The organism is Buttiauxella sp. S19-1, assembly GCF_022134725.1.
Lineage (GTDB): Bacteria > Pseudomonadota > Gammaproteobacteria > Enterobacterales > Enterobacteriaceae > Buttiauxella > Buttiauxella ferragutiae.
This window is the reverse complement of sequence record NZ_JAHWLU010000097.1, coordinates 1-18,669: the sequence shown is the minus strand read 5'-3', so window position 1 is coordinate 18,669 and position 18,669 is coordinate 1. Positions and strand designations below refer to the sequence as shown.

Annotated in this window: 19 protein-coding genes and 1 pseudogene; 9 read left to right on the top strand and 11 right to left on the bottom strand. The window is 50.6% G+C overall.

The annotated features are described in order from the left end of the window. Positions 1 to 17 precede the first annotated feature (17 nt). From MES37_RS18350 to MES37_RS18335, 4 genes are all read left to right on the top strand, one after another. Entirely contained in the window at positions 18 to 1,172 is a 1,155-nt protein-coding gene (locus MES37_RS18350; RefSeq protein WP_064540477.1) for an SIS domain-containing protein, read from the top strand. A gap of 12 nt (positions 1,173 to 1,184) precedes the next feature. After that, positions 1,185 to 2,057 (top strand): tagatose-bisphosphate aldolase subunit KbaY, encoded by an 873-nt coding sequence (kbaY, locus tag MES37_RS18345; RefSeq protein ID WP_237932294.1) that lies wholly within the window; start codon positions 1,185 to 1,187, stop codon positions 2,055 to 2,057. 117 nt (positions 2,058 to 2,174) lie between these two features. Further along, positions 2,175 to 3,746: a maltose/glucose-specific PTS transporter subunit IIBC gene (malX, locus tag MES37_RS18340; protein ID WP_237932292.1), complete on the top strand. Its 1,572-nt coding sequence runs from the start codon at positions 2,175 to 2,177 to the stop codon at positions 3,744 to 3,746. A gap of 13 nt (positions 3,747 to 3,759) precedes the next feature. Next, positions 3,760 to 4,950, top strand: a complete 1,191-nt coding sequence (locus tag MES37_RS18335; protein WP_237932290.1) for a MalY/PatB family protein — start codon at positions 3,760 to 3,762, stop codon at positions 4,948 to 4,950. A 198-nt stretch (positions 4,951 to 5,148) separates the two neighbouring features. Here the strand turns inward: MES37_RS18335 and MES37_RS18330 are convergent, their stop codons facing one another. Then, positions 5,149 to 5,751: a hypothetical protein gene (locus tag MES37_RS18330; RefSeq protein WP_162303017.1), complete on the bottom strand. Its 603-nt coding sequence runs from the start codon at positions 5,749 to 5,751 to the stop codon at positions 5,149 to 5,151. Between the two features lie 142 nt (positions 5,752 to 5,893). Continuing rightward, entirely contained in the window at positions 5,894 to 6,760 is an 867-nt protein-coding gene (rsmI, locus tag MES37_RS18325) for a 16S rRNA (cytidine(1402)-2'-O)-methyltransferase (protein ID WP_064540497.1), read from the bottom strand. Between the two features lie 62 nt (positions 6,761 to 6,822). Between rsmI and MES37_RS18320 the strand changes: the two genes are divergently transcribed. From MES37_RS18320 to dolP, 4 genes are read left to right on the top strand one after another with little or no spacing between them, the layout of a single operon-like run. Beyond that, positions 6,823 to 8,901, top strand: coding sequence for a penicillin-binding protein activator (locus MES37_RS18320; RefSeq protein ID WP_237932288.1), 2,079 nt, complete (start codon positions 6,823 to 6,825; stop codon positions 8,899 to 8,901). After that, positions 8,859 to 9,254 (top strand): YraN family protein, encoded by a 396-nt coding sequence (locus tag MES37_RS18315; RefSeq protein ID WP_237932286.1) that lies wholly within the window; start codon positions 8,859 to 8,861, stop codon positions 9,252 to 9,254. The genes MES37_RS18320 and MES37_RS18315 overlap by 43 nt, the downstream gene beginning before the upstream one ends. A gap of 19 nt (positions 9,255 to 9,273) precedes the next feature. Beyond that, on the top strand, positions 9,274 to 9,864 hold the full coding sequence (gene diaA / locus MES37_RS18310) for a DnaA initiator-associating protein DiaA (protein ID WP_064540507.1): 591 nt from the start codon (positions 9,274 to 9,276) through the stop codon (positions 9,862 to 9,864). A gap of 9 nt (positions 9,865 to 9,873) precedes the next feature. Next, positions 9,874 to 10,449 (top strand): division/outer membrane stress-associated lipid-binding lipoprotein, encoded by a 576-nt coding sequence (gene dolP / locus MES37_RS18305; protein WP_064540510.1) that lies wholly within the window; start codon positions 9,874 to 9,876, stop codon positions 10,447 to 10,449. Positions 10,450 to 10,497: 48 nt separating this feature from the next. Here the strand turns inward: dolP and MES37_RS18300 are convergent, their stop codons facing one another. The 9 genes from MES37_RS18300 to MES37_RS18260 all read right to left on the bottom strand — a co-directional run bounded on the left by MES37_RS18300 (position 10,498) and on the right by MES37_RS18260 (position 18,061). Continuing rightward, the gene (locus tag MES37_RS18300) at positions 10,498 to 12,408 is read right to left on the bottom strand and encodes a BglG family transcription antiterminator (RefSeq protein WP_121814435.1); all 1,911 of its coding nucleotides are present in this window, start codon (positions 12,406 to 12,408) and stop codon (positions 10,498 to 10,500) included. 140 nt (positions 12,409 to 12,548) lie between these two features. Continuing rightward, on the bottom strand, positions 12,549 to 13,289 hold the full coding sequence (dagF, locus tag MES37_RS18295; protein WP_064540515.1) for a 2-dehydro-3-deoxy-phosphogluconate aldolase: 741 nt from the start codon (positions 13,287 to 13,289) through the stop codon (positions 12,549 to 12,551). Then, on the bottom strand, positions 13,286 to 14,404 hold the full coding sequence (locus tag MES37_RS18290; RefSeq protein WP_064540518.1) for a DgaE family pyridoxal phosphate-dependent ammonia lyase: 1,119 nt from the start codon (positions 14,402 to 14,404) through the stop codon (positions 13,286 to 13,288). The genes dagF and MES37_RS18290 overlap by 4 nt, the downstream gene beginning before the upstream one ends. Continuing rightward, positions 14,388 to 15,521 carry an amidohydrolase/deacetylase family metallohydrolase gene (locus MES37_RS18285; protein ID WP_064540521.1) on the bottom strand — a complete coding sequence of 378 codons (1,134 nt, stop codon included), beginning with the start codon at positions 15,519 to 15,521 and terminating at the stop codon, positions 14,388 to 14,390. Before MES37_RS18285 ends, MES37_RS18290 begins: the two co-directional genes overlap by 17 nt. Positions 15,522 to 15,612: 91 nt before the next feature. Then, positions 15,613 to 16,254: a DUF4310 family protein gene (locus tag MES37_RS18280; RefSeq protein ID WP_237932284.1), complete on the bottom strand. Its 642-nt coding sequence runs from the start codon at positions 16,252 to 16,254 to the stop codon at positions 15,613 to 15,615. Between the two features lie 10 nt (positions 16,255 to 16,264). Beyond that, on the bottom strand, positions 16,265 to 17,041 hold the full coding sequence (locus MES37_RS18275; protein ID WP_064540527.1) for a DUF4311 domain-containing protein: 777 nt from the start codon (positions 17,039 to 17,041) through the stop codon (positions 16,265 to 16,267). A gap of 23 nt (positions 17,042 to 17,064) precedes the next feature. After that, positions 17,065 to 17,361, bottom strand: coding sequence for a DUF4312 family protein (locus MES37_RS18270; protein WP_064540530.1), 297 nt, complete (start codon positions 17,359 to 17,361; stop codon positions 17,065 to 17,067). Positions 17,362 to 17,363: 2 nt separating this feature from the next. Then, the gene (locus MES37_RS18265; protein ID WP_064540533.1) at positions 17,364 to 17,726 is read right to left on the bottom strand and encodes an SFCGS family glycine-rich protein; all 363 of its coding nucleotides are present in this window, start codon (positions 17,724 to 17,726) and stop codon (positions 17,364 to 17,366) included. Positions 17,727 to 17,743: 17 nt separating this feature from the next. Further along, positions 17,744 to 18,061, bottom strand: coding sequence for a glycine dehydrogenase (locus MES37_RS18260; RefSeq protein WP_064540536.1), 318 nt, complete (start codon positions 18,059 to 18,061; stop codon positions 17,744 to 17,746). 396 nt (positions 18,062 to 18,457) lie between these two features. On the opposite strand from MES37_RS18260, the pseudogene MES37_RS18255 reads away from it, so the two are divergent. Continuing rightward, a pseudogene (locus MES37_RS18255) lies at positions 18,458 to 18,565 on the top strand (type II toxin-antitoxin system mRNA interferase toxin, RelE/StbE family); the annotation flags it as partial. Positions 18,566 to 18,669: the final 104 nt, after the last annotated feature.

Genomic DNA, 18,669 nt, shown 5'->3' with positions numbered 1-18,669 from the left:
CTGCTAAGGACTGAGTTATGAGCGAAACCCAATCTGCCTGTCTTTCCGGCACATCAACCTGGACTGAAAAAGAGATCCGCCAACAACCGGCAAGCTGGATCCAGTCACTAAAAAATATTGGCCATCAACGTAGCAACATCGACGCGTTCCTGGCGCCTTTGTTACAAAACACCTCATTAAAAATCATCCTGACGGGTGCAGGAACCTCCGCGTTTATTGGCGACATTATTACGCCATGGCTTTCGCACCACACCGGGAAAAACTTTGTTGCCGTGCCGACCACCGACCTCGTGACCAATCCGGTGGACTATTTAACCGAGCAAGAGCCGACGCTACTGGTTTCGTTTGCACGCTCAGGCAACAGCCCAGAAAGCGTGGCGGCGGTCGATTTAGTCAACCAGGTCGTGAAGGATTGTTACCATCTGGTCATCACCTGTAACGAAGCCGGCAGCCTGTATCAAAACGCGGCGACCAGTGGCAATTCGCTGGCATTGTTGATGCCACCAGAAACCCACGACCGCGGTTTCGCGATGACCAGCAGCATTACCACCATGATGGCGAGTTGCCTTGCGGTGTTTGCGCCCGATGTCATCAACAGCGCCACTTTCCAGGATGTTGCCGAACGCTGCGAGCAAATTATTGCCTCGCAATGCGACCTTAGCGAAAGCGTATTTGGCGACCTCCCTTTCAAACGCATCGTGTACCTCGGCAGTGGGGGTTTACAAGGTGTGGCACGCGAATCCGCGCTGAAAGTTCTGGAGCTAACGGCAGGAAAATTAGCCGCGTTTTATGACTCCCCAACGGGTTTCCGCCACGGTCCAAAATCGCTGGTCAATAACGAAACGTTAGTCGTGGTCTTTGTCTCAAGCCACCCGTACACACGCCAGTACGATCTCGATTTACTGGCTGAACTGCGTCGTGATCAACAGGCGCTACGCGTTGTGGCTATCTGCGCTTCACCGTGTCCAGAAGTCGAAGCCGGGCCGCACATCTGGCTGCCCCCTTCCCGCGATTTTATCGATGTCGAGCAGGCTTTCTGCTTCCTGATGTATGCCCAGATTTTCGCACTGACCGAATCAATCAAAGCAGGCATTACCCCTGACACGCCATCTGCCACCGGCACGGTTAACCGTGTTGTGAAAGGTGTGATTATTCATCCGTGGAAAGGCTGAGAGGATTACAACATGAGTATTATTTCCACTAAATATCTTCTGCAAGATGCGCAGGCCCGAGGTTACGCCGTACCTGCGTTTAATATTCATAACGCCGAAACTATCCAGGCGATTCTGGAAGTCTGCAAAGAGATGCAGTCTCCGGTCATTCTTGCGGGCACGCCAGGCACCTTTAAACATATTGCGTTTGAAGAGATCTACGCGCTGTGCAAAGCCTACTCCGAAAGCTACGACATGCCGCTGGCGCTGCATCTGGATCACCATGAATCGCTGGCCGATATCAGCCGCAAGGTGAATGCTGGCGTGCGCAGCGCCATGATTGACGGCAGTCACTTCCCCCTGGCAGAAAACGTACGGCTGGTGAAGTCAGTGGTCGATTTTTGCCACCGTAGCGATTGCAGCGTCGAAGCCGAATTAGGTCGCCTTGGCGGGGTGGAAGACGATATGGATGTGGATGAAGAAAGCGCTTTCCTCACCGATCCACAAGAAGCACGCCATTTCGTCGAACTCACCGGCATCGATAGCCTTGCAGTTGCCATTGGCACTGCCCATGGCCTTTATACCAAACGCCCAAAAATCGATTTCCAGCGCCTGGCTGAAATTCGCGAAGTTGTGGATATACCGTTAGTTCTGCACGGTGCCAGTGATGTTCCGGATGAATATGTCAGACGTGCCATTGAGTTGGGCGTGTGCAAAGTGAATGTTGCTACCGAATTAAAAATCGCCTTTGCCGCAGCGGTTAAAAAATGGTTTGCCGAAAATCCGGAAGGCAATGATCCCCGCTATTACATGCGTGTCGGAATGGACGCCATGAAAGAGGTGGTAAGAAGTAAAATTAACGTCTGTAAGTCCTACAGTAAATTACAATTAATATCAGTTGATTAATTCTATATTCAAAATATTTTAAAAAAACAAAAAGAACACACCTCAAATATATCAAAGGTCATGGTTAACTCTTCATGACCTTGTCACTATACTGATTGAAATTAAGGAGTGCCCTATATGACCAAGGACAAGTCGTTCAAATCCAGCTTGTGGGAATTCTTCCAAAGTCTCGGTAAAACTTTTATGTTCCCAGTATCCCTGCTCGCTTTTATGGGATTATTATTAGGTGTTGGTAGTTCAGTAACAAGCCCCTCCACAATTAAAAGCTTTCCATTTCTCGGTGGTGAATTTACTCAATTAGTATTTGGTTTTATTAGTATGGTTGGTGGGTTTGCATTTACCTATTTACCAGTAATGTTTGCCATAGCCATTCCATTTGGGATGGCCAAAAGAAATAAAGCAGTTGGTGCCTTTTCAGGTTTTGTCGGATATATGCTGATGAATATGAGCATAAATTATTATCTGAGCGCCACCCACCAACTCGCTGACGCTGCAACAATGAAACAAGTCGGTCAATCTATGGTGCTCGGGATCCAGACGCTGGAAATGGGTGTGCTGGGTGGCATTGTGGTGGGCGTCATTACCTATTTTCTGCATGAACGATTTCAGGACACCGTACTGCACGATGCTTTCGCTTTTTTTAGCGGTATCCGTTTTGTCCCGATCATTACTTCATTAACGCTTTCTCTGGTCGGCCTGTTTATTCCAATACTCTGGACCTATGTAGCAATGGGTATTGCAGGTATTGGCCATATCATTCAAAGCACCGATGTTTTTGGGCCGTTCTTGTATGGCGTAGGCGTGCTTTTATTGAAACCATTTGGTCTTCATCATATCTTGCTGGCCATGGTCCGTTTTACACCAGCGGGTGGGACAGAATTTATAAATGGTCAGGAAATCGCTGGCGCATTAAACATTTTCTATGCAGAGCTTAAAGCCGGTTTGCCTTTTAGCCCCCATGTCACCGCTTTCTTATCACAAGGGTTTATGCCGACCTTTATTTTCGGTTTACCCGCCGTAGCCTTTGCTATATACAGGACAGCAAAACCAGAAAATCGCCATATTATTAAAGGCCTGCTCATATCTGGTGTATTGGTTTCCGTAATAACCGGTATCTCCGAACCGATTGAGTTTCTATTTCTGTTTATTGCCCCCGCACTGTATGTATTCCATATCGTCATGTCTGGGTTAGCACTGATGGTAATGGCATTGCTAGGCGTAACTATCGGTAACACGGATGGGGGGATTCTGGATTTACTGATTTTCGGCGTAATGCAGGGAATGTCCACAAAATGGTATTTAGTCTTCCCAGTCGGCATTATCTGGTTTGCTACATATTTCTTTGTCTTCCGTTGGTATATCCTCAAACACGATATTAAAACCCCTGGCCGCGAAGATAACACAGAGAACACATCCCAATCGGTTACTGCAAATGCCAAAGCTCGCGGAAAGTCAAAATATGATCATGGCGTTATTCTGGCGGCATTAGGTGGCAAGGAAAATATCGAATCTCTTGATAATTGTATTACTCGCTTACGTCTGGTTGTAAAAGATATGACCAGGGTTAATAAACAACAGTTAAAAGAAGCAGGAGCACTGTCGGTTGTCGTACTCGATGCTCATAGTGTTCAGGTCATCATCGGGCCGCAGGTGCAAACCGTAAAAACTGGCATTGAAGCCTTAATATAATAGAGGAGTCACTATGTTCGATTTTGATAAGATCATTGAGCGTAAAAACGATAAATGTCGGAAATGGGATCATCGGTTCGTCTGTTCACGATTCGGTGAAGTCCCTGAAGACTTTATCCCTTTATGGATTGCCGATATGGATTTCAGTGCTCCGCCTGCGGTAATTGAAGGGTTCCAGCGCATCGTGCAGCACGGTACTTTCGGCTACACATCTTGCTTTGATGAATTTTACGACGCGGTGATAACTTTCCAGCGCGAAAGCCATCATGTTGCGGTAGAACGCGACTGGATTACGCTTACTTATGGCACCGTATCAACGTTACATTATGCCGTGCAAGCCTTCTGCCAACAGGGCGATTGCGTAATGATGAATACGCCGGTATATGATCCTTTTGCTATGGCGGCTCAGCGTCAGGGAGTGAGTGTTCTGGCAAACCCGCTCAAAATAGAACATGGTCGCTATATCATTGATTTTTCTTTAGTCGAAGACCAGATAATAACCCATCGGCCCAAAATGTGGTTTTTCTGCTCCCCACATAATCCTTCGGGCCGGATCTGGAACAAAGAAGAAATACGTCAGGTTTCCGATTTGTGTAAACGCCACGGCGTTATCCTCGTGGTCGACGAGGTACATGCTGAACATCTTCTGGAAGGTAAATTTATCAGCTGCCTGGCATCAGGCTGTACCGAACTGGACAATCTTATTTTGCTCACTTCGCCAAACAAAGCATTTAACTTAGGTGGCCTGAAAACATCTTATTCCATTATTCCGGATAAAACGTTGAGGAAAAGATTCCGCCAGCAGTTGGAAAAAAATTCAATTACCTCTCCCAATATATTTGGTATATGGGGACTTATTCTTGCTTACCAGCACGGAAGACCCTGGTTGAATGAACTCAATGTTTACCTGCGCAACAACGCTCAATTTCTTACTGATGCGGTAGTCCTACATTTTCCTCAATGGAAAATGATGACTCCTGAATCCTCATATCTGGCCTGGATTGATGTAAGCGAAAGCACAATGAGTGCAACGCAATGGGTTAACCATTTCGCCCACCACGCTGGAGTCATTATTGAGGATGGTAGCCATTACGTACAGAACGGTGAAAATTATATACGTATTAATTTTGGCACCCAGCGGTATTGGTTGGAACAGGCAATAGACCGTATGCGCAAACAATACGATTATCAATGTCACAGTTAAAAAAGGGTTTGGCTAAAACCCGAAAGGCAACGATCCCCGCTATGACATACAGTTGGAAATAGATGCCATGATTAAAGATGCTGAGTAGCCAGAAGGCGAAGATAGATTGTTGAGGTTCACAAAATACAATCGCTGGTAGCGGGTGCAGACAAACCTGTTTTCCTGGTCGGGTAACCGTAAACGTTACCCGACCAGGAATTAATCAGCCGCTCGTTCAGCCACCAGCACGATACCCCGGCGGGATTCATCGGGCGCAAGACTCCAGATTTCTGACTCGGGAATACTTTCACAGTCGTAACGAGTGCGTTCACCGTCATAAGGGTAAAAACGCCCGCTTTCCGTATCAAGGATAAATACATCAATTTTTTTAGACACCCTGGCGATGCGTTTCCAGATATTCTGACCGCCAATATATTGATCATGATCGCTCATCAGGATCAGTCCCTTTTCAACGATCAAATGCTCATAAAGCGTTGTCGCTACTCGGGTATCTTGCACAGATCTATCAACCACAACACCCTCAACCTGCAAAACTGCTTTAGATTCCCAATAGCGCTTAACCGCCAGAATAGATTCATTCTGGTTCGTGCTTTTACGCGGAATCAAATCCAGTTTAGCGGCGACAAGATGGCGCAATTCACCATTTTCTTCCTGTGAGGGTTCTGCATAAACAATTGCCGCAGCCGTTTTATCCTTTCGCAGCACAATCAATGCAGGCACACCAAGAATATCGGTAGTGCCGGACACATCAAATGCTCGCTCAAGAGCGGAAGGGCTATAGCTGATAGGGTAAAGAATCATGTTTGAATCTCCCTGATACAACACCGGCATAATTTGCTCATCCTGAACAGACTAAAGTATGAGCAAACTACCATCGCTTATTAAAACCATACTAACAATAGTGATACCTGTAACAAGAGAGTGCGAGGCTTCTCGAAAAACGTTACTTCTCGCTGTTTTCTAACGCATATTTATACAGCGCATTTTTCTTCACGCCGTGAATTTCAGCCGCCAGAGCCGCTGCTTTTTTCAGTGGCAGTTCGGTTTGCAACAGTGCCAACGTGCGCAGTGCATCGGCTGGCAGTGCGTCATCGGCTGGCGCTTTAAAGCCTTCGACGATCAGTACCATTTCACCTTTACGGCGGTTTTCGTCTTCTTTAACCCATGCCGCCAGCTCACCAATCGGCGCGCCGTGAATCGATTCCCAGGTCTTGGTCAACTCACGCGCCAGCACCACATAGCGCGATTCACCGAGCACAGCGCAGATATCGTCTAAACTATCGAGCAGGCGATGTGTAGACTCGTAGAAGATAAGCGTACGCGGTTCTTGCTCAATCGCTTTGAGTGCGTCGCGACGGCCTTTAGATTTGGCAGGCAGAAAACCTTCATAGCAGAAGCGGTCGGAAGGTAAACCCGCCGCACTTAATGCAGCAATAGCGGCACATGGGCCTGGCAACGGAACCACGCGAATACCCGCTTCGCGACAAGTTCGTACCAAATGATAACCAGGGTCGTTAATTAATGGCGTTCCTGCATCAGAAACTAACGCAATGCTTTGCCCTTCTTTTAGCTTAGCCAGCAAAGTTTCTGATTTTTGTTGCTCGTTATGATCGTGCAATGCGAACAATCGCGCATTAATGGCGAAATGTTGCAGCAGTAAGCCGGTATGGCGAGTATCTTCAGCGGCAATCAGGTCAACGCTTTGCAACACGGTTAACGCCCGCTGTGTGATATCGCCGAGGTTACCGATGGGTGTCGGAACGATGTAGAGCGTGCTGGCAGAAATAGCCGCCGATTCGAGTTGTTTCATTGTTTCATCCGTATTGCCGATTTAATATTGAACACTGAGATAAAAATTACACTGGATACAGAATGGTACCGTCTAAATTTATTCGTTCTAAAGCCGGGCGCTGTCTGCCGGTTGTGCTGGCCGCGCTGTTCTTTGCCGGCTGTACTACTACTAAAGCACCAGACCAGTCGACCGCGCATATGCAGGGCGAAGCGACTGCCGATTCAGCGTATTACCTGCAGCAAATGCAGCAGAGCGCTGATGATAGCAAGACCACCTGGCAATTACTCGCCATTCATGCGCTGGTAAAAGAAGGCAAAACTCAGCAAGCCGTTGATCTCTACAACCAGCTACCCAAAGAGATGAATGACGAACAGCGTCGTGAACAACAGCTGCTGGTGCCTGAAATCAGAGTCGCGCAGAAAGATTACGCCGCCGCGAACGCCGCGCTCGCCAAAATCAATCCGGCAGAATTGAGCAAAAACCAGCAGGCCCGCTATTACCAGTCTGTTATCGACGCCAGCCAGAATCGTGCGTCGCTGGAGCTGCTGCGTGCTTATATTGCCCAGGAGCCTATCTTGACCGGCCCTGCGCATCAGAAAAATATCGACGGTACCTGGCAGGCATTATCTCAGATGACGCCAGAGCAGATGAATTCACTGGTCATCAATGCTGACGAAAACACGCTGCAAGGTTGGCTGGATCTGCAACGCGTGTGGAATGACAACCGTAACGATCCTGAAATGCTGAAAGCCGGTATTAAAGACTGGCAAACGCGTTACCCGCAGAATCCGGGTGCAAAAACGCTGCCGACTCAGTTAAGCAATATGCAGAACTACAAAGCGGCTTCGACGAACAAAATTGCCCTTCTGCTGCCATTAAGCGGCCAGGCGGCGGTTTTTGGTCGCACGATTCAACAAGGTTTTGAAGCGGCGAAAAACATGGGTTCGGCTCCGGTGGCGCAATCTACGGCTCCTGCCACAACTCCAGATACCAACGCACAACCTGTCGATACCACCCAGGCTGCCTTACCGCAGCCAACTGATGCCAACATGGTGGCGAGCCCGTCAGCCGCATCGGTTGATGACTTAACGCAACAGCCAGCGGCAGATGCTGCACAACCAACGCCAGTGCCGCAATCTGCACCGCAAGTACAATCAGCAGCAGCGGCTCCAGCGAATCCATCCGCTGAAATCAAAGTCTACGACACCACCACGCAGCCACTGGCACAGATACTGGCGCAAGCCCAGCAAGATGGCGCGACTATCGTTGTCGGCCCGTTGTTGAAAAACAATGTCGATGAGTTAGCAAACAGCACTTCGCCACTGAACATTTTGGCGCTCAACCAGCCAGAGAAAGTGCAGAATCGTGCCAATATCTGTTACTTCGCACTGTCGCCAGAAGATGAAGCCCGTGATGCAGCTGGCCATATCTGGCAACAAGGCCATCGTGCACCGCTGTTATTGGTCCCGCGCAATGCGCTGGGTGATCGCGTCACTAAGGCCTTCGCTGAAGAATGGATGAAGTTAGGTGGCGGTACTGTTCTGCAACAGAAATTTGGCTCCGTTGCCGAACTCAAACAAGGCATTAATAGCGGTTCTGGCATCGCATTAACAGGTTCTCCAGTCACCCCAGCATCCGCTCAACCGGAAGGTGTGACCATCGGCGGGCTGACTATCCCACCACCACCGACTGACGCACAAATTACCGCAGGCACCTCCGGCGGCGTTGATGCAGCTTATATCGTGGCAACGCCAGATGAAGTCGCGTTGATCAAACCGATGATTGCCATGCGTACCGGAAGCCGCAGTCCAGCGCAACTGTATGCCAGCTCGCGCAGCTCACAGGGCGTGAACGGCCCGGATTTCCGTCTGGAAATGGATGGTTTGCAGTTCAGTGAAATCCCAATGCTTGCCGGTAACAACCCGTCGATGATGCAGCAGGCGCTGAGCAGCGTGCATAACGATTACTCGCTGGCGCGTCTGTACGCGATGGGTGTCGATGCCTGGTCTCTGGCAAATCACTTCTCGCAAATCCGCCAGGTACCGGGTTATCAGGTCAATGGCAACACAGGTACGCTGTCTTCAAATCCAGATTGTGTCATTAACAGGAAGTTAAATTGGCTGCAATTCAGTCAGGGTCAAATCGTTCCCGCGTCCTGACACGTCAACAAACTGGCGCGCGCTACGAATTAGCGGCGCGCCATTTTCTTGAACGCAAAGGACTGCGTTTCATGGCCGCCAACGTGCATTCTCGCGGTGGCGAAATCGACCTCATCATGCGACACGGCACCGTTATCGTCTTTGTGGAAGTACGCTACCGGCGCTCTAACCACTTTGGTGATGCCGCCGCCAGCGTCACACCACGTAAGCAACAAAAGTTATTACAAGCTGCCCGGTATTGGCTAGCCGGCACATCAGGAAGTTTTGATACTGTGGATTGCCGTTTCGATGTGTTAGCCTTCACCGGCAATGAAATAGAGTGGTTAACCAACGCGTTCACCGCAGATTTTTAAAGTAACCAGGTAAATAAACGTGCTCGAAAGAATCAAAGCCTGCTTCACGGAAAGTATTCAAACCCAGATTGCCGCAGCTGAAGCTCTGCCAGATGCTATCTCCCGTGCAGCAATGACACTGGTTCAGTCACTGCTCAATGGCAATAAAATTCTGTGCTGTGGTAACGGCACCTCTGCGGCTAACGCCCAGCACTTTGCCGCCAGTATGATCAACCGCTTTGAAACCGAGCGCCCGAGTTTACCTGCCATTGCACTTAACGCCGATAATGTGGTCTTAACCGCTATCACAAATGATCGTTTACACGATGAAGTGTATGCGAAACAAGTACGTGCGCTTGGTCATACCGGCGACATCCTGCTCGCGATTTCAACCCGCGGCAACAGTCGTGATATCGTCAAAGCGGTAGAAGCCGCCGTGACGCGTGATATGACTATCGTGGCATTGACTGGCTATGACGGCGGGGAGTTGGCTGGTTTATTAGGGCCACAGGATGTTGAAATTCGCATCCCTTCTCATCGCAGCGCGCGCATTCAGGAAATGCACATGTTGACGGTAAACTGCTTGTGCGATCTGATTGATAATACGTTATTCCCTCACCAGGACGATTAAGGAGTACAGATGAAGGCCTATAAGCCACTTGCAGTCCTTATTACTGCGTTACTTCTACAAGGTTGTGTTGCTGCTGCAGTAGTGGGTACCGCTGCTGTCGCCACGAAAACTGCGACAGATCCGCGCACAGTCGGTACTCAGGTTGACGATGGCACGCTGGAGCTGAACGTCAGTAGCGCTCTGAACAAAGACGCACAAATCAAGAAAGAAGCACGAATTAATGTCTCTACCTATCAGGGCAAAGTCCTGTTAGTCGGCCAGGCACCAAATACTGAACTCGCAGCCCGAGCCAAACAAATTGCGCTGGGCGTTGATGGCACCACCGAGGTGTACAACGAAATCCGCCAAATGGCGCCAATCGGCCTGGGTACCGCTTCATCAGATACCTGGATTACCACTAAAGTGCGTTCGCAATTGCTGGCAAGCGACCAGGTGAAATCAACCAGTGTGAAAGTCACGACAGAGAATAGCGAAGTGTTCTTGTTAGGTCTGGTGACCGAGCGGGAAGCCAAGGCTGCGGCAGATATTGCCAGCCGGGTTAGTGACGTTAAGCATGTGACGACTGCGTTTACGATTCTGAAGTAATTTCTGCCCTCACCCTAACCCTCTCCCCCAGGAGAGGGAATTTCCCCGCTAAAACCGGCTCAAACAATCCATCGCCACCGCTTTAAACTCCTCAAAATTCTTGCTATCACGCAGCCTCGGCATCGCCCTTTCACGCAGGAAAGTGACAAACAGATCGTAAATCGCCATCGCCTCCTCGTACTCGCTTTTACTGATTGCCAGTAAGAAAATGACGTGTGCTGTTTCATCGCCCCAACTGATGCCCTGCGGCGCAAGCACGGTGTAGACCACGGTTTTATTCGCCATCAGCCCCAATGAGTGCGGAAGCGCGATGCCCTCGCCCAACACGGTACTAACAATCGCTTCGCGTTCGACCACTGACGGATAAAACTCAGCTCCGACAACGCCCTCTTGCTCAAGCTGCTGGCAGAGCGTGCGGAACAACTCCTGCTGTGTCATTGGCTCGTCAATCACCCGGAAATGGCTGGCATCGAAGAATTTATCCAGCATGTACGGGCGCGTTCTGTCCACCAGCACCAGCTTACCCAACTGTTCTAGCTGGTACTCCGTCGGGAACGGGGCGACGACCACGGTAGGCTTTGCTTTATCGGTAACTCTGGCGGTAGAGATAACAAAATCTTCCTCAACGCTTTCGAGCTGTTCGTAGTCGCGTAGCGAAATGATACGTCTGACCTCGATTTGCGGATATTTGCGCAGCAACATCGCCTGAATCATGCGCACCGTGGAATTACCGGTATCGCAAACCAGCAGCACACGCGGGTTACGCTGATAGCCAATGTTGTAGTGGCGCTCCAGCCCGACACCGATATGCAGCACCAGGAAACCAATTTCGTTTTCGCTGATCACAAAAGGCGTGTACTTCCCCCAGCTCGACACCGCCGCCAGCGTCATGTCATACGCCATGGGATAGTGCTGTTTGATGTTGCCAAGCAACGGGTTAGGGATGTTTATCTGATAACGCACGCGGGTGATCATAGTTTTGATATGCGTGAGCAAATCCGCGTGTAACTGCTTATCACTCAGTAGGTTGTAGTTATAGTTGTTGTTGATAAAACTCAGAATATAGTTCACCAGCGCTTCGTCATCGTCGGCACTAATGGCGCTCGGAGCTACTTCTTGTACCTGACGTGAAGCGATATGCACTTGCAGCCACTGTTCTTCAGCTTCAGAGAGCGGTTTACCGGCCAGCGTCTGTAACAACGCGGTGATTTGCCGCGCGGCTTCACGTACAGCTTCGTCGACATCGTCGGCGCTAAACTCCGGCAATGGGTAGCCTTCGCTAATACGACGCACTGCAACAGCACAGTACAAACGAATAAACTGCTCGCCTTCATCCGTCAGCCGGATTCGACAGCGCGTAAAACAGTTGTGTAGTTCCGCTGCCAGTTGTTCTGGCACCCCAGCATTCAATGCTTCTTCGGTTAACAGCGGGTTGTCGCTGTCTTCCTGGCTCAATTGCCAGAGCAGTTCAGTAAGGCAGGCGCGCACCGACATTTCACTACCAAACAACTTCATACCGTGGCGCGGACGAGTTTCAATTACCAGGTTGTAGCGCGCCAGCCATTCACGCACTTCTGCCATATCACTTTGCAACGTCGCGCGGCTCACAAACCACTCGTCGGCCAGGTCTTCGAGTTTTAAAGAGAATGCAGAGGTCAGGAAGCGCGCCACCAGATAATGCACCCGCTCAGGCGAGTTACGCGGAATACGCAACTGGCGCGAAGGCTGCTGCACCAGCGCCTGATAGAGGGCTGTATCGGCAATATTGAGTTGGTAGCCTGCGCCGCGATTCAGAACAAATTGCGCACCATGCCCGGCCATCAGCGCATTTAAGGCGGTAATGTCAGTGCGCACCGTGCGAGTAGAAACAGATAAGCGCCGCGCCAGTTCATCCTGGGGCAGCGTTTCGTTTTGTAGCATCTCAAACAATTGGGCCAGACGTTGGTTCGGGAATCTCACTGCCGTTTCCTTTCGTTAAAAGATACTTTCCATTATGGCTGAGAGTTAACGAATGTGGCGCCCTAACCCTCTCCCCCAGGAGAGGGGACTGTCCGGTATTCTCCCTCTCCCTCAGGGAGAGGGCCGGGGTGAGGGTGGTGTTAGCCAACCAACTTCTTCGTCATCTCCAGCAAGGTACGCACATCTTGCGGACGCGTATTGCCGCTCGCTTTATCAATAATCGAGCTGTAAATATGCGGAATGATTTTGCGGACACCCGCGTCCAGCGCGATCTTGAGGATCTCCTCGTAGTTTTCGAGATCAATACCGCCGGTTGGTTCGAGCCAGAAATCATGCTTCGCACAAGCAGCAGCAACCGCTACAAACTCCTCGCGGCATTCCAGACCACCCATTGGGAAATATTTGATTGAGCTGCCGCCCATATCTTTCAGCAATTTAATCGCGGTTTCGACAGGCACAATGCCGTCCGGTGCGCCCGAACTCAGCGGGCCGGTGGAGATTTTCACCATGCCAACCGTGCCGGTTGGCGAAACCAGGCCATTGACCACGCTTTCGCTTTGCCCAAGCAGCGCACGCGAAGTGCCAACCCCGGTAAACACCTGGTTTACGTGCTGCGGTTGTACCTGACGGGAGATTTCACTGACCATCGCCGACTGGTTCGGATCGCCCGCGCCAAGGCCAACAGACAGTGCATTTTCAATCAATGCCGCATACTCACGCATGTCCGCAACGGCACTAGCAATATCGGGATAGTTTTTGGAAAGTACCCCGACTAAGACATGGCCTTCTGCCGCGTCATAAATCTCTTTAGCGTTCTCTTTCGAACCCGCCAGCACATTCAGGCAAACACGATCACGATAAAAATTCGGGGCTAATTTCATGCCTGTTTCTCCTTGCTGACCAACGCTTTAATGCAGTGATAAACAATTTCTAACTGCTGCGGGCTAACGCTGCGTACATCAGCTTCAATAATGCCTTCGTTGGCTTTGTAGCCACGGAAGAAAATCGCATACTCGCCTTGCTTAAGCGCACTCACCAGTTCACTGGTGCTGGTACCAATCACCGCTTCGTCGAACTTGATTTCCGTACGCGCAATATCACGGCCAGCGGCGTCCCACACCACGCGCGCGCTGATGCCATCAAGGGTGTTGAGGTTGTCGATAAATGGCGACATTTTTTCCACCATTTGCGCCCCGCTCTCTTTAGCCGCCGTTAAATAGTGTTCAATGGCGCAGGTCAAACCGAGGATGCCTTCTTTGCCCACTTTCATGGCACGACCAATGCCGCCGGTTTGCAGTTTCACCCACTCAACATATTGCGCCTTGCCAATCACCAGCCCGCTGGTTGGCCCTTCAATGGCTTTGGCACCGCTATAAATCACCAGATCCGCACCCGCACGGTAGTAGCACTGCAAATCTTCTTCGGCAGCCGCATCAACAATCAGTGGTAAGTTATGTTTGCGGGCTACCACAGCGGCTTGCTCCACACTGAGCATGCTTTTCTGCACTGAGTGGTGCGATTTGATATACAGAATGGCAGCGGTGCGCGGGGAAATCGCCGCAGCGAGTTGATCGGCCGAACATTCGTTGGCGTAACCCGCTTCCACAACTTTGCCACCACCGAGATTGACCATGGTGCCAACCGGTGCGCCGAAGTTCACATTGTGGCCCTTTGGCAGCACGATCTCGTTGTTCTCTAGTGGTGCAGCGTGCAGGTTTTCAATCAGCCAGGCGTTGTCTTTCACCAGTACCGCCGCTACGGACAGTGCGATTCCCGCCGAGGCACAAGAGACAACCGTCGCCCCTTCCACTTCCAGCAGATTTGCGATGTAGTCCCCGGTTTTGTTCACCAGGTCTTTCATCTCAAAATAATGATTCATACCATTAGTGACCGCATCGACCACTTCCGCACGCGGGGTAGAAACACCGAGCGCCGTCATACGGCCAGATGCATTAATCACTTGTTTTAGATTGTATTTTTCATAAATCGAAGACATGTTCTTCTTCCCCTTGTTCGGTTGTAAACCACTGACCAGCGCGAACGACGGCCAATGCGACCAGCAACTGCTCACCTGCGAGCGTCTGATCTTCGGAATCGGTAAATACTGTCGGCTGGCGGCGTTTGGCAAAGATAGTCAGATCACCATCGAGGCCAACCGTCAAACGCCCTTTATTTGCCAGGCGCAGGCCATCGGCGGCATGAGAGGTAACACAATCAATCACTTGTGGCAGCGACATGCCTATCGAGAGGAATTTTGACATCACCACCGCCAGGCTATGTACCGGGCCATTGATGCGGTTGCGGCAGTAAATATCGGAGCTGATAGTGTGTGGCAAAATCCCTTTGCTGATGGCGATTTTCGCCACTTCAAAGCTGAAACTCGCGGTGCCGTGGCCGACATCCAGACGCACGCCGCGCGCAATCGCACTGGCAATCGAGGCGCGTAATTCGCCTGCTGGCGTCAGAATGCGGTTAGGTTTGCCATTGTAGCAATGGGTGATGATATCGCCCGTGGTCAGTAAATCGGTGATTTCATCGAGATCCGGCGGGTTGTTGCCAATGTGCACCATCAGCGGCAGATCACCGTTTTCACGCTGGATTTCTTTGGCACGTTGCAGTGGTTTAATGCCGTTGGCCCCCACCACGCTGCTGCTCATACGCGCTTTAATGCCGACGATAAAACCCTCATGGCGCTGTAGCGCATCACGCACCGCAGCTTTGTCGATATTCGCCATGTCTGACAGTTCGTTTTGCGCAATCAACCCAACGCGGGAGATGTTCAGTATCGCGTAAACCTCTGTCACCGCCTTGCGCGTTAACGCGTAAAAGTCGTCAATATCGTCAGCGCCAGTACTTCCGGCATCCACCACGGTTGTCACGCCAGTGTTGATGCCGATGCTGTCGGGTTCGTCGTGATAAATCGGGGATTTTTGGTAGCAGTGAACGTGAGAATCAATCCAGCCTGCGCTGACGTAATACTCGCCGTTGAGCTGGCGTTCTTCCTTTGCCTCGCCGCTGAATTCACCCAGCGCGGCAATTTTTCCATCCTTCAACGCGATGTCGATAACCGTATCGTCCACCAGACACGCATTGCGCAGGATTAAATCAAACATGGTTTTCTCCTTACTGGCGGATGGCGCGTTGCTTATCCGCCCTACGAATGATGTTGTAGGGTGGATAAGCGCAGCGTCATCCACCACTGGGCTACAAAGCAATCGGGAAGAACGCCCCCAGAAGCATCGCACCCAAAATTGCACCACCGGTGATCGGCTTGTTCCACAGGTAAAACAGCAGAGAACCCACCAGCGAACCGATACCGATTGGAATAGATGCGGTCATCGCACTGAGGATAATCAACGGCCCCAGGAAGCGACCGGAGGCATTACCCGCGCCCATCATCACGTCTGCGCCGTAGGTGGAATTGCTTTGGTTGATGGTGAATTTACGCGCCAGAATAATCACATAACCAATCGCCATGCCAATCGCCAGCCCCGTCACCAGAGATGCGGCAAAGTTGGCTACCGGGAAGACAATCCCCGCGCCCAGCAACAGAGCTGGCACACCTAGCCCGACACCGGTTTGAATCGCGCCGCCGATATCCAGAATACCGACCAGCGAACCTTCAATAATGCGCGCAAACAGGAAGCTGGCACCGAACGCCGCCACCGCGCCATACACGCCGGTATCAATCCCGGCGCGCAGCATGGAAACAAACGCCACTTCGTTAAATGCGCCGATACCGTACAGGTAGTACATGTGTGTCCCGGCGAACACGCCGGAAGAAAGCAGGCCAACAAAAATCGGGAAAGACCAGTCGGCGTACCAAAAACCTTTATTTTCTTCCATCACAGCTTCCTTATTTTCCGCTCAGCGAGTTGTGAATCAGATCGAGCCAGTTCGGCACGGTCAGATGGAAGGATTCGATCATTTTCATATCGAAGCCACGGAAGAAACCGCTCAGCACAAACAGCGCAACAATCGCCACCATCATCACTTTGGTGACGTGGTTCCAGCCGCTCTCTTCAACACCTTTACCAATCAAGATGCCCAGCACCAGGCCTGGTACGGCGTTGCCCATAATCAGTTGCGCACAGCCGCCGAAAATCGTCGCCCAGAAGCCCGATTTCTTACCGGCATCAATCGCTGCCAGCCAGAAAATGACCGGCATCACGGTGTTAACCAGCAAGTTAGCCGCCGGAACCAGCACTTTTACCGCCGTCACCTGCAATGCCGCAGGAACCGCAGAGGCTGTGGAGTTAAGGAAAGCGACCACAATCATGCCGATGATGCCGCAAGCGAAAGCCATCTTTTTCGGGTCGTGCAGGGTTTGGGCAACGTTACGGTTTTTCAGCATTAACGCGGCCGCACCCCAGTTAGGGATAATGCGGTGGTCAACATCCTGCGTGAAAGCACCCGCAGCAACGGAAGATGCCCAGGCGTTAAAGAAGAAGCCCAGACCAAAAGAGAAGTGTGAAGCCGGATCACCCTCACAAGAGTTTAGTTCACCGAGCGTACGAAATGCGCCCATCCCTTGAGTGGTCGGCGCATGGAACATACGTGCCGCCCCGGCGCCAACACCTACGCCAACCAGGCCGCCGATGATCAGCGATTTTATTAATATAATTAAGAACATCAGTCTGTCCTTTCTGTGTGATTTTATTGGGGGATGAAGTCTACTTTGTCCATATTAATGGCTGTCACATTGACCGAAACATCCAACTCCACGCTGAACAATTGTTTCTCGCGCTTGAGAAAGAAGAACAAAAAGGCCTCTTTCTTCACCTGGACTCGCGCCTGAACAACCTGCACATCTTGTGGCTCAATGCGCAGCAAAATATGGGGAGAAGATTTCATCACCGAGCCCTGAACATGATTCAGGGCGTCAGCAAAGGCTTTGGCTTTAGTGTCGCCGCGCCCTTTCACTCTCACCTTTTCGGAGAAGTGTTCTTTCATACTCACTTACCGTACTTCTTGGCCCAGGCCTGAACCAGGCGCTCGCCCAGCTCTTCTTTATCCATAAAGCCGAAGCCCAGCACGTTGTTACCTTCGTTGATGGCGGTGACGCCCTCTTCCACTGAGCGCATACCGTACTTGGCTTTGTAGCCGTGTTTGGTTTGTGCCGTGATGGCACCTGCACCGCCACTGCCGCAGAAGGAGATGCCGAATGTGGCGTTCTCCGCTTTCATCACGTCACCCAGTTTCATATCAGCGGCAACGCCTGCAATAACCACGGCGCGGCCACCCGCTTTTTCGATGCCTGCTGCCACTTTTTGGCCTTTACCCAGGCGGTCGCCAATTACTACGGTAATTTGTTCCATCGTTATCTCCTGATTATTCAAAGATTGTCTTTCGCGACTTCGAAATGCACTGACAGCAACCACGCCTCTTCAACCGGCAGATTGCCAAACTGTTCCACTACCTCTTTTGCCATCACCAGAGAATCTTCAGAGATTTCATCAAACAGGCTCTCTTCGACTTCTGGTAGCGGCTCACCGGTCAGTGACCGATGTGCCATGGCACGAACGTGGGACGTCAACATCTGAACTTGCACCGCGTTCGGTGTGATGTTTCTGTTCTTTAGCAGCGTATCGATAAACGCCAGCACCCGTTCCGTAAGCTGCGTTTGCTCGGTACTCCCGGCTTCATTAACCATTACCGCTCCGTTCTTCACACTGCGTACCTCTTCGCTGTTAGGCTTTTAAGGTATCGGCAGAGGTTAAAGGTTTGTAGCGAGTTGTTTTCCACTTCGAAACGGAAATCGCAGCCGCATTAGTGATACGCGCCACAAAAAGTGCCCGATTCGCGATAATTCGCTGGGTTATTGTGATTTCAGTCACGGATTAGTGAGGGTGAATCTATTGGTGGCAGTGATAGTTTTTGAGCAAATTTGTGATGTGTGGGATGTTTTCGGTTAATTATTGGAAAGGCTTATGGGTGGGTTTTGTTTTGGGGAGTGATTGAGATTGAGTGTTGGGTTAGTGGCAGAATCGTACCTTGCTTACATTACATTAAATTATGTTAATAATTAGACTCAGGTCAGCAGACGAATCGCCTCGTCTACCTGGTCATTGATGAAAAGGTCGTTGTCTTTGTCGTTTCAGTTGGGAAAAGAGAACGTTCAGACGTTTATTCAGAAGCTGTAAAATGGGTTCTCTGAATCACGATTGGGACACCATCATCAGAACAATCACAACGCAGCGATGTTACAGCGAGAGGGTAAATAAGAATCTATTCTTCAATATTAAATAATCGATTATGGTT